We start from the raw sequence: 15,208 nt of genomic DNA on the forward strand, positions 1-15,208 counted from the left end.
TCCTACTCCGCGCCCGAGGCGCTGCGGCGATAGTCCAGCGGCGGTGCGCGGTCGCCGACCATGGCCTTGTAGACGAAGTCCGAGCCGCGCTTAGCCTCCAGTTCCTGCTGGGCCTTGGTCAGCAACTCCGGCTCGCGGAACAGGGTGGCGGCGGCGAGCGCCAGGGTCTTGGAGGCGACCACCCCGCCCTTGGCCGCGATGCTTGTCCCGCCGGCGGCCACTGCCTGCCAGCTGTGCGCCGGGGTGCCGGGCACCCAGGTGGCCGTGCCCAGGCCCGCGGTCGGGGTCACCCAGCTCACATCGGCCACGTCGGTGGAGCCGCCGCCCCCGCCGCCGATGCTGTAGGGTTGGATGACGCCGACGCTGGCGAGGGTCGCCTTGTTGGGCGGCAACTGCTTGGCCATGGCCTCGCCGAACGCCTGCTCCTTGGCGTCCCAGTTGATTCCGCCGACCTGGCGCAGGGCGCTGTCCATCACCCGGCCCAGGGTGTCGTTGGGCAGCATGTTGTAGACGCCGCCGGTCTGCTCGAATTCGACCTTGGTCTCGGTGGCCAGCGCCGCCCCGTCGGCGGCCTTCATCAGGCGGGCGACCACGTCGCGCACCACCTGCGGATCGGCGTGGCGGACGTAGTAATAGACCTCGGCCTTGTCGGGCACGACGTTGGGCGCCTTGCCGCCTTCGGTGATCGCATAATGGATGCGGGTCCCATCGGGGATGTGCTCGCGCATCATGTTGACGGCGACGTTCATCACCTCGACCCCATCCAGGGCCGAGCGCCCGCGCCAGGGCGCCGCCGAGGCGTGGGCGGCCGCGCCGGTGAAGCGGAACTTGCCGCTGACATTGGCCAGGGACACGCTCTGAGAGGCGCTGTTCTCGCTTGAGGGATGCCAGTGCAGGGTGGCGGTCACATCGTTGAAGAGGCCGGCGCGCACCATATAGACCTTGCCCGCACCGCCCTCCTCGGCCGGAGCGCCATAGACCCGGATCTCGCCCGAGACCTTGTTGGCCACCATCCAGTCCTTGAGCGCCTGGGCAGCGGCCACCGAGGCCGCGCCGAAGATGTGGTGCCCGCAGGCGTGGCCCGCCTCCTGGCCGGCGATGGGCGAGCGCGCCGGGTCGGCGGTCTGGGCCATGCCCGGCAGGGCGTCGAACTCGGCCAGTATGGCGATCACCGGGCCGGGCCCGGTCTTGAAGCTGGCGACGAAGGCCGTGGGCATGCCGGCCACTCCGGCCTCGACCTTGAAGCCCGACTTCTTCAGCTCGCCCTGCAGCAGGGCCGACGAGCGGGTCTCCTGGTAGCCGACCTCGGCGAAGCCCCAGATCGCCCGGGCGACCTCGGCCGTGCGCGGGGCGCTCTTGTCAACCGCCCCGAGGATCGACTGGCGCTCCCCGGGGGTGAGGTCCGCCGCCTGGGCGAGGCCGCCGACGAGGGCGAGGGCCAGTCCGATACCGATTGAATGTCGCCGCATGAGCCTGACTCCCGGGGGGTTCGGCGCCTTCGACGAAACACGGAGGGCGGCGCGCCGTAGCCGCCCTCCGATCCGGCTTAGAACGTCTTGCGGACGCTGACGTACCAGTAGCGGCTATAGGGCTGGTAGAGGGCGCCCAGGAAGCCGTCGCCGGATTCCAGGGGCGGCTTCTCGTTGGTGATGTTGCGCACGCCGAGGCGCAGGCGGGTGTTGGCCGCCAGGCCGTCGGTGAACTCGTACTGGCCGTAGAGGTTGGCCGTCATCTGGCTCTCGACCACCCAGGCGTCGCCGGTTGCATCCAGCAGGTCGGTGTCCTGCACGTCGCCGATGAACTGGGTGAAGGCCCCGACCTGGAACTGTTCGTACCTCCAGGTGGCCGAGGCCGACCACTTCCATTCCGGGCGGCCGTTCTGGCGGATCAGGTCGCCGCCACCGGTGATGGTGGTGCCGGCGTTGATCTGGCCGGCGGCCCGCGCCGCGATGAGGGCGGCGATCTCGGGCGACGGTGAGCGGTAGAACTTCACCAGCTTGGCGGCGTTGAAGTTGATGTTGAAGTCGCCCCAGCTCTCGGTGCGCAGGTCCCAGATCACCCCGATGTCGACGCCGCGCGCCTCCTGGGGCAGCAGGTTGCGGTACTGGTCCTTGACGAACAGCACCTGGCCGACCGGGGCCAGGCCCGTGCCGGCGAAGGCGGCGATGTCGTCGGCGGTCGGGTCGGCGCGGACCACGTCCGCATTGCTGCTCCCGCTCACCCGGGCCAGATAGTCGGCGATGAGCGCGTTGCCTTCACCGAACAGGCCGACGATGCCCGCCTGCTTCACCCGCCACATGTCGACGGTGAAAATGAAGTGGCCGAGCTCCGGCGGCACGAAGGTCGGTTCGAAAACCACGCCGCCGCCCCAGGTTTCCGACTCCTCCGGCTTCAGGTCCGGATTGCCGGCCCGTTGGGCGGTGGTGGTGCCCGAGCGCGCGCAGGCGGAGAAGCTGGCGATCCGGCCGGCCCGCAAGTCGGCCTCGCAGCGCACCCAGTCGGTGCGGGTGTTGGCGCGGGTCACCAGGGTGGCGTTCACCTGCTCCAGGTTCGGGGCCTTGAAGCCCTGGGCCCAGGAGCCCCGCAGCCGCAGGCCCTCGATCAGGTCCCAGGCGAAGGCCACCTTTGGCTTGGCCACGTCGCCGGCGTCGCTGAAGTCCTCGTAGCGGCCGGCCAGCTGGAACTCCAGGTTCCGCACCAGCGGGATCTCCATCTCCGGCGAGACCACCGGGACGGCAAGTTCGGCATAGGCTGAAAGAACCTTGCGCGAACCCTTGGTGTCCGGCGACGGGCTGGAGCCGATCAGGTCGCCGGTGAAAGCCTGGCCGGTCACCGAGTCGGTGAAGTTGGTCGTGCCGTCGACACGCGCGTCGCGGTCGTCCTTCTGGGTCTCGCGGCGATACTCGACACCGGCGGCGAAGCCGACATCGCCGCCCGGCAGGGCGAACAGGTCGACCTTGGACACCTTGAAGTCGGCCAGGGCGAGCGAACTGGTGTTCTTGCGCACCGTCTTGATGCGGATGGCGTCGAGCGCCGCCTGGCTGCTCGGCGTGGCGTCGCCGAGGCTGGGATTGGTCAGGCTGCCGCCGTTGAACGGGTTGTAGGCGTCGGCCGTCGACAGGCCGAGCTGCTTCTGCAGCAGGGTGGCGCTGATGCCGTCGGAGACGTCCTCCACCTCGGCCTCGGAATAGAGCAGCGCGCTCTCCCACCTGAAGCCCGCCACATCGCCCTTCAGCCCGGCGAGCAGGCGCATCTGCGAGTTTTCCACGTCCACCTGATTGGGGCCGGCGTCGGCGAACAGATAGGTGCGGATGGTCACCGGCAGGCCCGCGGCCGGCACGTTCAGGTTGGCCAGCCGGTTCGGATTGGCCTGGCCATTGGCGAAGACCGTCGGCCCGAAGGGGTTCCAGTAGTTGGCGGACGGAACCGTGATCGGCAGCGACGACAGCGTGCCGGTCGGCGCCTGGGCGCTGCTGGTGGTGGCCGTGTAATAACCGACCTCCCCGAACGCCTCGAGGTTGTCGGTCAGGTCATAGCGGCCGGTCAGGAAGACGTTGAACCGCTCCACCTCCGGCATGATCGTGGTGTTGTCGCTCAGCGGCGCGTCATAGCGCAGGTTGCGGTCGGCGCCGGCTGTGGCAGGCGTGCCGTCGTCCAGGCAGTACCCGGTCCCGAACGGGATGTTGCAGCTGGCGAAGGTGGAGGGCTGCGGGTGGAAGGCGCCGGCGCTGGTGGTGATCGCCGTCGTTCCCTGGCGCACCGTCCCGAAGGAGGCGGGGGTCTGCAGGGAGCCCCAGGGCGTGGCGGTCAGGCGTCCGTCCGGGACCGAAGCCCCCGCGAAGCGGGTGTCGGCGAACAGCAGACGCCTGTCGGAGCTGGCCGTGTAGTCCTGGTCGGCGGCGTTCAAGGCGGTGCGGTCGGTATAGTTCAGGAACAGGCTCACATTGCCGCGGCCGTCCTGGAAATTGCGGCCGAGCTGGGCGCTGAACTCCAGCTCCCGCAGCTTGGTCCCCTCGGCCGCGCCGTACTGGGCGTCGACTGTGATCCCGTCGAAATCGTCCTGCAGCACGGTGTTGACCACCCCCGCCACCGCGTCGGAGCCGTAGAGCGCCGCGGCGCCGTCGCGCAGCACCTCCAGGCGCTTCAGCCCGCTCACCGGGATGGCGTTGGTGTTGTAGGTCAGGACCGGCACCAGGTTCTCGTCGGCGCGGCTGGAGGGGTGGGCCACCACCCGGCGGCCGTTCAGCAGCACCAGGGTGTTGCCGACGCCCAGGTTGCGCAGGTTCACCGAGCCCACGTCGCCGCGGGCGCTGTTGCTGGAATTGGGGAGGAAGCTGGAGTTGAAGCTCACATCGCCCATCTGCGGGATGGAGCGGAAGAGGTCGTCCCCGGAGGTGGCGGCGATGGCGTCGAGCTGCTCGGCGCCCACCACCGTGACCGGCACGGCGGCGGTGACCTTGGCGCCGGCGATCTGCGAGCCGACGATCACCAGTTCTTCGACCTCCTCGGCGGGCGTGGTCTGGGCGGCGGCCTGGCTCGCCAGGGAAAGCACCGCCAGGGCGGAGGTGGCGAGCATGGCGCCGCGCCAGGAAACGACGGATTTCATTGATCTAAGTCCCCACTAGAATTTTCACCCGCGGACGCCAGGCGCCCGGTCGCGGGTCAGTTAAAAGTCACGTTGTCCACTTCCAGCCAGAGCTTCTCGCCCGGCCCCCGGCTGCCCGCGAACCCCACCTCCAGCAGGTTGTCGCCGCTCCAGGGACCGGTTCCGGCGCCGCGTCCGGCCGCCCGCTTCAGCGCGCTGAACGGGATGTCGACCGCGGTCCAGTCGGCGCCGGCCGCGACCTCGGCGCGCCACTTGCCGCCCGTGGTGTTGATGTCGAGATTGTAGGTCCCCGCGCCGCGCAATTCGAAACGCACACCCTTGAAGGCGCGGGCGTCCACCGGCTCCACCGAACCGCGAGTGAGCGGAATGATCACGCCCGCCGTCGGATCGTCCTTGGCGGCCATGCGCGCGGCGAGGCTGAGCGCGTGGCCCGAGCCGGCGCGATCGATGACCTGGGCGACCTGCACCGTGCGGTCGATACCGCCGTCCATGTCGTTGAGACGCAGCGTGTCGAGGCTGGAGCGGCCGTCGGGGCGCTCGAAGTCGTCGATCAAGGGGGCGACCTCGATCGACGGCATGGCGTCATGACCGTTGGCCGGCGGCGCCTTGAAGCCCGGGCCGTGGACCAGCTTGCCGTCCACGAACACCCGGTCGGTCCTGCGTACGTCGGCGATATCTGTCCACGGGCTTCCGGCGACCAGCACCAGGTCGGCGCGCTTTCCGGGTTCGATGGTTCCGCGGTCGGCGATCTCGCCCAGGGCGCGGGCGGCGTTGGACGTGCCGGCCATCAGGGCCTGGGTCGGCGTCAGGCCCGCCTTCACCAGCAACTCCATCTCGCGCAGGGTCGAGACCCCGTGCGGCGTGCCCGGCATGCCGGCGTCGGTGCCCAGCACCACATTGACCCCGGCGTCGCTCAAGGCCTTCACATTGCCCAGGGCATGGCCGAACTTGGCCACCGATTGGCGGCGCGTGGGGGTGTCGGGCTGCTCGCGGCCGGACTTGTCGGGATCGTAGACCGCGAGCGTCGGCGCATAGGCCGTGCCCGCCGCCTTGATCACCGCCACTGTCTCGGCGTCGATCGGCTGGTCCTGCAGGCTGTGGGCGATGATGTCGACCTTGGCCCGGGCGGCGATCCGGCCGCGCTCCAGGGTGACCGTGTGGGTCAGGACCTTGATGTCGTTCTTGTGGGCCTCGTCCACCAGGGCGGTGAGCGTGCCCTGGTCCATGCTGGTGTTGTCGGCCGAGGCGCCGTAGCGCCAGCCATCCGTGAAGGCCTTGATGAAGTCCGGCTTGTAGGGGACCAGCGCCCTGACCTCGGTACGGGCGTCCTGCGGACTCGAGACCCACTTGGTGGTCGCCTCGTCGGCCCAGTCGGCCCCATGGCCGCCGGGCGTGCTCATGCGCGCCACGAAGTTCACGTGCGGGGTGGCCAGAGAGGTCAGCCAGCGACGGCGCGGGGCGAAGGACTCCGGCTGCTGATGGAAGTCGTTCACCGTCGTCACGCCCGCGGCGATATAGGCGCTGGCGATGGCCGGCGTGATCCGCGGATCCCCGCCGGGGGTCCAGTGGGTGTGGACGTCGAAGAAGCCGGGCAACAGGGCCTTGCCCCTGGCGTCGATCACCACCGCGCCGCGGGGCGCCCGAACCTTTGGTCCCACGGCGACGATGCGGCCGTCGCGGATGACGACATTGGCGAGACGGGGGGCCGCGCCGGTGGCGTCGAACACCGTGGCGCCCACGATGGCGGTCGCCCGCGGCTCGCCGGCCGAGGCCCCGCCGGAGAGTAGGACGACGCCGACGGCGAACCATACCCCGACGATCCGCCGGCCACGCCCTGCAATACCCACGATCACCCCCACCACTCGTACGCGCCCGACCGCCGCAGGATCGATCCCCTGGAATCCAGTCCGGGGTCAGGCGGCGAGATGAATTCATACTAATCGGCGTTCAGGAAGTCCGGCCGGACCAATTCGATCCGGCTTTCGGGCGAATATGGCGCCGAGAGCGCACCGCCCGAACGATTTGGCGTCAATCGGCGACAACGACGATCCAGCCCGCAGCACGGCGTTCGGCGACCGGGGCAGTGGCGAGGCCGGGATCGGTCAGCTCGTAGCGGATGAGACCTGCGACCAGATGGGTTCGATTCGCAGGTCCCTCCAGCGACGCACGGGCATCCTATCGACGCGGCGACATGTCCCCCCAACGCTTGAGCCAGACTGCGCCGGCCCTTTCGCGCCTTTCGATTGCAAGCTCTTCATTTGAACGACGAGCGCTCCGATATAGTTTGGGCGGCGAACGTCCAACGAACAGGATCACATGAAGCAATTCCTCATCACCACGGCCGGCGTCTTTGCGGGCCTGGTGCTTTTCCTGGTTGGCGTGCCCTTCCTGCTGATCGTCATGGCCGCCGGGGCCGCCAAGCCGACGCCCACCCCGGCCCACGCGGTGCTGCAACTCGACCTGCGCGATCCCCTGACCGATCAGGATCCGATCAATCCCTTCGCCAGCCTGGGCCGCCGTTCGATGTCGGTCATGTCGGTGATCGAGACCCTCGATCGGGCCGGCAAGGACGGCAAGGTCAAGGGCGTCCTGGTCCGTCTGCCCGAGGGCGGGATGGCGCCGGCCGCCGCCGACGAGATCCGGCTGGCGATCAAGAAATTCCGCGCCAGCGGCAAGTCCGTGATCGCCCACAGCCAGGGGCTCTATCCCTCCGGCGTGGTCTCCTCGACCTATATGCTGGGCGCCTCGGCCGACGAGCTGTGGATGCAGCCCGGCGCCTCGTTCCAGGTGGTGGGCCTGTCCGGCGAGGACATCTTCCTCAAGCGCGCCTTCGACAAGTATGGGGTCAAGCCGCAGTACGAGCAGCGCCACGAGTACAAGAACGCGGTCAATCCCTACCTCTACAGCGACTACACGCCCGCCCACCGGGAGAGCACGCTCTCCTGGATGGGCTCGGTTTACTCCAGCGCGCTCGCCACCGCCGCCCTCGACCGCAAGGCTGACGCCGGACGCCTGCGCGCCACGATGGAGGCCGGACCCTATCTGGCTGAGGACGCCATCAAACTGAAGCTGATCGACAGGGTCGGCCAGGTGAAGGAGGCCGAGACCGCCGCCCTGGCCAAGGCCGGCAAAGGCGCCGAACTGATCGATTTCGAGAAGTACATGCGCGGTCGCGATCACGAGAGGGGAACCGGCCCGGCGATCGCCATCGTGGAGGGCGAGGGCGCCATCGTGACCGGCCATGACGGTACGGCCAACCCGTTCGCCGGCGGCTCGGCCATGCACTCAGACGACATCTCCGAGGCGCTGTACGACGCCATCGAGGACAAGGACGTGAAGGCCATCGTCTTCCGCGTCTCCTCCCCCGGCGGCTCGGACACCGCCTCGGAACAGATCCTCGCCGCCGTGCGCGCCGCCAAGGCGGCCAAGAAGCCGGTGGTGGTATCCATGGGGACCTATGCGGCCTCCGGCGGCTATTGGGTCTCGAGCCAGGCCTCGGCCATCGTCGCCCAGCCGACCACGCTCACCGGCTCCATCGGTGTGTTCGGCGGCAAGTTCGCGGTCGGCGAGGCCCTGGGTCGGTTCGGGGTCGATGTGCGCCATTTGGGCGTCGGGAGCGAGTATGCCGCGACCTTCGGCCTGGGATCCGAGCTCACCCCGGTCCAGCGCGCCGCCTTCGCCGGCTGGATGGACCGCATCTACGCCAACTTCATCGCCCGGGTCGCCGATGGTCGCAAATTGTCGCCCGAGCGGGTGGGCGAGGTCGCCAAGGGCCGGGTCTGGACCGGCGCCCAGGCGCGCGAACTCGGACTGGTCGACGAGGTGGGCGGCTTCTACCAGGCGGTGGACAAGGCCAAGAGCCTCGCCGGCCTGAAGGGCGACGTGCGGCTGAAGCGCATGACTGCGTCCGTCTCGCCGTTCGAGGCGCTGGAGAGCGCGCTGGGCGTCTCAGCGACCTCGGTCCGAACCCTGGCGGCCGCGGCCTGGATCCTGGGCGATCCGCGCGCCAAGGGCCTGCTGGACCAGATGGCCGCCGAGCGGATGCGCGGTTCCGGCGCCATGGTCCTGGCTCCGACGCCGGTGAACTAACCGATCCGGCGAAGGGTCTTGGGCGGGGTGCGGAACAGCACCCGGCGATTGCCGAAGTCGAGTTCGATCGCCTCGAAATGGCGCATGACGTCGATCCCCACCAGGATCGCCGGACGATCGCTCAGGTCCCAGAGCTTGAAGATGTGCAGGTCCGCGAACACCGCCGACAGGTTGCCGATGCTCAGGCCACCCATCCGCAACGGCGGCACCGAGGAGAGCTCCCCGCGCGCCCGCTGGCCCGTGGCGCTGATCAGCTCGACCACCGAGACCTGGGCCGTCAGGCCCATCGGCGTGGACCGGAGCTGCTCGTAGAGCTTCAGGTTGCCGACCGTGTTCTGCGATCCGGAGTCCAGGAAGGCGGTCACCGGCACCCCGCCCAGGTCGGCGTCGATGATGATCAGCTGGCCGAACCGATAGCGCGCGGGGACAATGACCACATTGTCGATGGCGGCTTCGTCCGCCGCGTTGTCGCGCAACCGGCTGTCGGAGACGTTCTGGCGCGTGCGGAAGCTGATGTCGTCAGCCTTGCTGATGGTCAGGAAGTTGCGCTTGAAGTCCATGGCGACCCGCCGGTTTTTCAGCACGTCGACCCCCATCAGGCCGTCGGCGCCCAGGCGCGCGCGGTCCAGTGTCGGCGCCCGCAGGCGCCGGGACGACACCTTTCCCACGTCCAGGCGATCGATCATGGCGGTCTCGGAGGGCTCTACCCCGGCGATTCCATGGATCTGAGCCTTTCCCGCCGACGGCAGCCGCAGTTGCTGGGACAGTTCGCGCGAGATGACGGTGCGGTTGGCGCCGGTGTCGACCACGAAGTCGAACGGTCCCTGGCCGTTGATGAAGACCGGCGCGGTCATCCGGCTGGCCACGTCCGACGCCGAGCCCAGGGCGGCGGTGTCGTCGCTCGGCGCCGGGTCGGCCAGGTTGACCAGGATCGGCGGGCCGACATGCGACGCCGTGGCGGCGCATCCGGCCGTCGCCAGGCTGGCGCCGATCACCGTGACCGCGCGTCTGCGAGTCCAAGTCACTTTCACCTGCGCCTTCCCCCCGATCCCGACATGCCACGGCGATTTTGACCCGCAAAACGAAAACACCGGGCCGGCCACGCCCCACGCGTCGGTTTTCGCGGCGGAGCCCAGGCTGTAGAAGGATGCGATGAAAACCTTCGAACAGGTCCAGGCCGCCGCCCAGGCCGGCGACGCGGCCTCGCAAGACCTCCTGGCCCAGGCGCTGGAACAGATGGGCCGAATCGACGAGGCCCTGACCTGGTGGGTTAAGGCGGCCAAGAGCGGATTTCCCGCCGCCCACGCCAAGCTCGGCCTCTGGCAATTGGTGGGCTTCAAGCTGCCCCAGAACAGCCAGGAGGGCGTGGCGCGGGTCGCCGCCGCCGCCCAGGCGGGCGACCCGCTCGGCCTGAGCCTGGCCGCGGTGATCGACGCCGGGGGGATCGGCGCGCCGCGCGACGTGGCCCGCGCCCTGGGATGGCTGACCCAGGCCGCCACGGCAGGCGACGCCCAGGCCGCCTGCCAGCTCGGACTGCTGGTCGGCCTCTCCGGCCCCAACGCCGCCCTGGCGCGAACCGTGCTGGCCAGCGCCGCCGCGGCGGGCTCCGAACCCGCGAGGCGCGCCCTGGGCTCCCAGCCGTTTGCGGCCGGCGCCATCGACTGGGCCGCGGTCCGCGCCGCGGTCGATCTCTCCGCCTTCGAGGGGCCCCTGCCCCGCGAGGAGGTCCGCGCCTCGCCTGCGATCGCCCTCGTCCCCGACCTGTTGCCCGGATGGGTCTGCGACTACGTCATGGCCATGGCCGAGCCGGCCCTGCAGCGGGGCATGGTCGTCAACCAGGCTGGCGGCGAAAGCGTCGAGGACGTTCGATCCAACCGGGTGATGAACTTCGGCCTGGCCGACAGCGATGTCGTTCTGGAACTGGTCAACAGCCGGATCGCCGCTGCCGCCGGCATGCCCGCGGAGAACGCCGAAGGCCTGGGCGTCTTGCATTATGCGCCGGGCGAGCGCTACGCGCCGCACGTGGACTACATCCCCGACACCCCCGCCAACGCCGCGCACCTGGCCGCGCGGGGACAGCGGGTGCGTACGGTCCTGGTCTATCTCAACGAGGGCTTCGATGGCGGCGCCACGGAGTTCCCGCGCCTGGAACTCAGCTTCAAGCCGCCCCGGGGTTCGGCCCTGATCTTCGACAGCGTCAAGGCCGACGGGGCGGTCGATCCTGCAACCCTGCACATGGGCGCCCCTCCCACCCGCGGCGAGAAGTGGGTCATCTCCAAGTGGTTCCGCACCAAGGCCTTGCGTCCGGGCCCCTCCGCGGCCGCGAAGCCCTAGGGTCGCTATTGCCTGTTGCACGCCGTCCGCCTAGCGATGTCGGCCAGTCGAAGGAGACTCTCCATGTCCGCCGCCGTTGTGATGAGCCGGCCCGACACCCTGAATCCGGACGTCCGGCGGTTCGCCCAGACGCCTTTGCGCCAGACCGCCTTCCTGAACGGCGTGCCGAAGTGCGGGACCCACCTGCTGCGCAACATCGTGCGCATGTTCGTGCCGGTCGAGCAGCACTACGACCGCGAGTTCATCCAGATCCCGAACCTGCAGCAGCACATGCCGGCCCTGGCCAAGGACCGCCCGCTGTTCAGCGTCGGCCACATGCTGTTCGCCGACATCTCGATCATCGCGCTCAGGCACGCGCGGCACGTGATCCTGGTGCGCGATCCCCATGACTATGTGCTCGCCCGGGCGCGGTTCACCCTGTCGGACCAGTTCAACCACCCACAGCTGAACCACCTGAAAGGCGGCGCGGTCAGCGTCGAGCAGATGCTCAACATGATGATCTTCGGGATTCCGGGCCGCAGCCCGGCCCTGCGCGAGGTCTTCACCTTCCACGCCGTCTCCTGGATGGGGACCGGCGCGGATGTGGTGCGCTACGAGGACATCGTCGCCCATCTGCGCGACCTCGACGCGCCGGCGGCGGAGGCCTTCTTCGCCGACCTGCTCGGCAAGTTCGGGATCGCGCTGACCGGTGACTGGCGCGAGCGGGTCAAGGTCGGATCCGACCGCAAGCACAGCGCCACGTCACGCGAGGCGCTCTCGGTGGGCCAGACCATGCCGGAAACCCTGCCGGACATTCAGAAGCAGCTGGTGGAGCACTCGGCTCCCGGCCTGCGCGCCCTGCTCGGCTACGCCTAGGTTCGCTCCGATCCTTCTCCCGCACGGGGAGAAGACAATCGACATCGCCGATCTTCGGCCACGAAAAAGGGGCGGCGGACCGAAGTCCGCCGCCCCCAATTCGTTTGGCGTCAGCCGTGCTTAGAAGCGCAGCTTGATCGCGCCGAACACCCGGCGGCCGACGACGTCGTAGGTCGACGGATCGGTGCCCGATTGCACGTTCGGAGCGTACTCTTCCGGCTGCTCGTCGAACACGTTGTTCACGCCGAGGCGCAGTTCGACATTGTCGGTGACGGCCCAGGTGCCGGACGCGTCGAAGTACCAGATCGCATCCGTGCCGGTGAAGGACTGTTCACCCGGGAACTCGACGCTCAGGCGGTTGTCCATGGCCGCGATGTAGCGGGCGCGGACGTTGACCTTGTAGTCCTCGAACAGGTTCCACTCGGTGTTGATGGTGGCCTTCCATTCCGGGAAGCTCGTGCCCAGGCCGGCCCCGAAGTAGGAGACGGTGCCCGCGAAGTCGAGTTCCGGCACGCCGTTGATCGGATCCTGCTGCTTGAACTCGATCACGTGAGTGAGCAGCGCGTTGATCCGCACCGAACCCCAGTCATCGGAGGCGCCCAGCCAGGCCATGTCGAAGCCCCAGTCGATCTGGAAGTCGAGACCGCTGGACTTCTGGCTGCCGTCGTTGCTCGCGTTGAACTCGGCATAGCCGCTGGCCGGGTTGTACACCCAGAGGATGTCCCCGCCGACGCGCAGGATGCCGTCGCAGTTTTCGTTGGTCGGCGTGTAGGTCGAGTTGGTGCCGTAGTAGTTGTAGCAGGCCGCCACGATCTGGTTCGGGGTGGGGGTCAGGATCGCCTTGTCGATCTTGATATTGTAGTAGTCCACCGAGCCTTGCAGGCGCGAGAGCCACTGGTTCTCCCAGGGCGACTTCCACACCATGCCGATCGTGAAGGTCTTGCCGATTTCCGGATCGAGATCGGTGTTGCCGAGCAGGTCGACGCCGATCTGCGAGCCGGGGGTCTGCACGAAGGTGCTGATGGCCGAGGCCGCCACACCGCCGTTGAAGCCCGCCGATTGGCAGAGCGCCGCCAGCTGGGCGGCCGAACCGCCCGTGCGGGCCGTCGACGTCACCGAGCAGGGATCGAAGTACTGCGGAGCCGAGCCGCCGCCAGCGAACAGTTCGCTGAAGTTCGGTTCACGCACCGAGCGCTGGTAGGAGGTGCGGACGCGCAGCTGATCGTTGACGGTCCAGGCCAGCTCGCCCTTGTAGGCCCACGAACCGCGAGCATCGACGCCGTTGCCGGTGATCTTGTCGGCGAACTCGGATTCCGAGTAGCGGGCGCCCAGGCTGAGTTCCAGGTTCTGGATGTAGGCCTGGTCCTTGACGAGCGGGATCAGGATTTCGCCGAACACGTCGCGGAACGAGGTGGTGCCTTCGTCCGGGTCCTGGGTGTTGAAGCCCGAGATCGGGCCCGAGGCCGCGCCGGGATCGAAGCTGTATTCGAAGCCGCGATATTCCGCGCCCAGCACGATCGACAGGTCGCCGGCCGGCAGTTCGAAGACCGGGCCGGTGATGTAGGCTTGGCCGATCTGTTGCTTCATCGAAGTCGAAAGCGTGGTGGAGACTTCAAGATACTCTTGGCAGGCGGCCGAGATCGGCTGACGTCCGAAGATGTTGAAGCCGCCGGCGCAGAGGCTGGCGCCGCCGTCCGCCGCTTCGACCAGGGCCTGAAGACGCTGGGTGTTCAGGTTACCGCTTTGCGTCTGGTCGATCTCGGTCCGGCCTTCGGAAATCGAGGCTTCGAAGGTCAGGCCGGTGTCACCCAGAGGGCCGCGCACGCCGGCCAGGAACTGGACGACCGTGTTCTCATAGTCCGACTGGCGCAGGCCGAGGTCGAGCGACCGCTGACGCATGCGGAAGGGTTCGGTCGCGCCCGCACCGGCCAGGGCCGGATCGTCGCCGGTCCGGGAGTTCAGCAGGGTGCGGAGGTCAGCGGGGATGAAGGGGTTCGTGGTCGGGATCACCAGTTGCTGGGCGATCTGCTGACCGGGCGTGATCAGCGACGAGATGACGTCCTGCGGACGCGCGGTGCTGATGTTGCGGGTGTTGACCGTCGGGAACGGGGTCGGGGCCAGCGCGGTGGTCGCGTTGTACTCGGTCCAGCCGGCTTGGGCGAAGAACTCGATGCCGTTGTCCAGCTCGTAGTTCGTCTTGAACATGAACGAGTAACGGTCCAGCGGGAGCGTCAGGATGTTCACGAAGTCGAAGTTGTAGCTGTACAGGTCCGGATACAGCGACTGGTTCACCGTACCGTCGATCGGGCCGCGATAGTTCTGGGCGTTGATCGGACTGTTGAAGATACCCTTGTGGAACAGGGTGCCGTCGAGGTTGAAGCCGATGGTGCCCGAGGTCAGGGTCGTCTGGGCGGGGGTCACGCCGTAGCCGGCGAAGATGGTGTCCAGGGCGGCCTTGGTCGGAGCGTTGCTGCCGGCCCAGAACAGGGCGCCTTCCGGCAGGAAGGAGGTGGTCGAGGTGGCGTTCTGGGAGAACGCACGCTGCGACTTGATCATCGCTTCACGGTAGGAACGGTCGAAGCCGAACACCGCGTTGCCCTTGCCGTCGGCGAAGTTGCCGCCGATGGCCGCGGAGAATTGATACTCCTCGGCGTCCCAGAACTCGGTCGAGTTCGTGTACCCGGCCCGGATGTCGATGCCTTCGAAGTTGTTCTTCAGCTTCAGGTTCACCGCGCCGGCGATGGCGTCGGCGCCGTAGGCCGAGCCCGCGCCGCCGGTGATGACTTCGATCGAGTCGACCAGGGCTTGCGGGATGGTGTTGAGGTCGACGGTGAGGTTGTTGGCCGACACCATCGGACGGCGGCCGTCGACGAGGATGACGTTACGGTTCGCGCCGAAGCCGCGAAGGTCGATGTTGGACTGACCACCGTTGCCGGGGTTGTTGGAGGTGGTGGTGCCGGACGGGTTAACCTGCGGCAGGGTGTTCAGATAGGTGTCGAGGGTGATGTCGGCGTTGGCGACAGCGGCGTCGCCCGTGACGGTCGCGATCGGGCTGTTGGCGACATAGTCCTGACGGACGATGCGCGAGCCGGTGACGACCACTTCCTGGACTTCTTCCTGGGCGTAGGCGGCGGTCGCCGAAAAGGCGACAAAGGCCGCGCCACAGATCATGGAAGACGCCAGCAGGCGTTCCCGCATGGTTTTGATTTTCAAGGTCTAGATCCTCCAGCGGTCCGCCGGTCGTTACGACCCGCAGCACCTGCTCCCCATAAAAGGTACGGTCCCGGACTCGAAGAGAGCTCGGTTACGCAGGAGTTACGAGTC

General features: G+C 68.3%; 8 protein-coding genes. 3 read left to right on the plus strand and 5 right to left on the minus strand.

Features of this window, described 5'->3' with window-relative positions; all coding sequences use genetic code 11:
* Positions 1-2 precede the first annotated feature (2 nt).
* The 3 genes from M9M90_RS16325 to M9M90_RS16335 form a co-directional block, all read right to left on the minus strand.
* The gene (locus M9M90_RS16325) at positions 3-1,469 is read right to left on the minus strand and encodes an amidohydrolase (protein ID WP_254834297.1); all 1,467 of its coding nucleotides are present in this window, start codon (positions 1,467-1,469) and stop codon (positions 3-5) included.
* Between the two features lie 77 nt (positions 1,470-1,546).
* Entirely contained in the window at positions 1,547-4,606 is a 3,060-nt protein-coding gene (locus tag M9M90_RS16330) for a TonB-dependent siderophore receptor (RefSeq protein ID WP_254834298.1), read from the minus strand.
* 56 nt (positions 4,607-4,662) lie between these two features.
* Positions 4,663-6,453, minus strand: a complete 1,791-nt coding sequence (locus M9M90_RS16335; protein ID WP_254834299.1) for an amidohydrolase family protein — start codon at positions 6,451-6,453, stop codon at positions 4,663-4,665.
* A gap of 469 nt (positions 6,454-6,922) precedes the next feature.
* On the opposite strand from M9M90_RS16335, the gene sppA reads away from it, so the two are divergent.
* Positions 6,923-8,695 (plus strand): signal peptide peptidase SppA, encoded by a 1,773-nt coding sequence (gene sppA, locus M9M90_RS16340; protein WP_254834300.1) that lies wholly within the window; start codon positions 6,923-6,925, stop codon positions 8,693-8,695.
* Here sppA and M9M90_RS16345 read toward each other — a convergent pair.
* Positions 8,692-9,726 carry a retroviral-like aspartic protease family protein gene (locus M9M90_RS16345; protein WP_254834301.1) on the minus strand — a complete coding sequence of 345 codons (1,035 nt, stop codon included), beginning with the start codon at positions 9,724-9,726 and terminating at the stop codon, positions 8,692-8,694. The two genes, sppA and M9M90_RS16345, sit on opposite strands and share 4 nt — an antisense overlap.
* A gap of 121 nt (positions 9,727-9,847) precedes the next feature.
* Here M9M90_RS16345 and M9M90_RS16350 point away from each other — a divergent pair, with 121 nt between their 5' ends.
* Both M9M90_RS16350 and M9M90_RS16355 read left to right on the plus strand, forming a co-directional pair.
* On the plus strand, positions 9,848-11,029 hold the full coding sequence (locus M9M90_RS16350; RefSeq protein WP_254834302.1) for a 2OG-Fe(II) oxygenase: 1,182 nt from the start codon (positions 9,848-9,850) through the stop codon (positions 11,027-11,029).
* A gap of 63 nt (positions 11,030-11,092) precedes the next feature.
* Entirely contained in the window at positions 11,093-11,884 is a 792-nt protein-coding gene (locus M9M90_RS16355; protein ID WP_254834303.1) for a hypothetical protein, read from the plus strand.
* Positions 11,885-12,004: 120 nt separating this feature from the next.
* Here the strand turns inward: M9M90_RS16355 and M9M90_RS16360 are convergent, their stop codons facing one another.
* Positions 12,005-15,097: a TonB-dependent receptor domain-containing protein gene (locus M9M90_RS16360; protein WP_254834304.1), complete on the minus strand. Its 3,093-nt coding sequence runs from the start codon at positions 15,095-15,097 to the stop codon at positions 12,005-12,007.
* Between the last annotated feature and the right edge of the window lie 111 nt (positions 15,098-15,208).

This window comes from Phenylobacterium sp. LH3H17 (assembly GCF_024298925.1).
Classification (GTDB): Bacteria; Pseudomonadota; Alphaproteobacteria; order Caulobacterales; family Caulobacteraceae; genus Phenylobacterium.

Excerpts from the sequence above, each read along its gene's own strand:
- M9M90_RS16325 (WP_254834297.1), bottom strand. The coding sequence starts at position 1,469 with ATGCGGCGACATTCAATCGGTATCGGACTGGCCCTCGCCCTCGTCGGC.
- M9M90_RS16330 (WP_254834298.1), bottom strand. The coding sequence starts at position 4,606 with ATGAAATCCGTCGTTTCCTGGCGCGGCGCCATGCTCGCCACCTCCGCC.
- sppA (WP_254834300.1), top strand. The coding sequence starts at position 6,923 with ATGAAGCAATTCCTCATCACCACGGCCGGCGTCTTTGCGGGCCTGGTG.
- M9M90_RS16350 (WP_254834302.1), top strand. The coding sequence starts at position 9,848 with ATGAAAACCTTCGAACAGGTCCAGGCCGCCGCCCAGGCCGGCGACGCG.
- M9M90_RS16355 (WP_254834303.1), top strand. The coding sequence starts at position 11,093 with ATGTCCGCCGCCGTTGTGATGAGCCGGCCCGACACCCTGAATCCGGAC.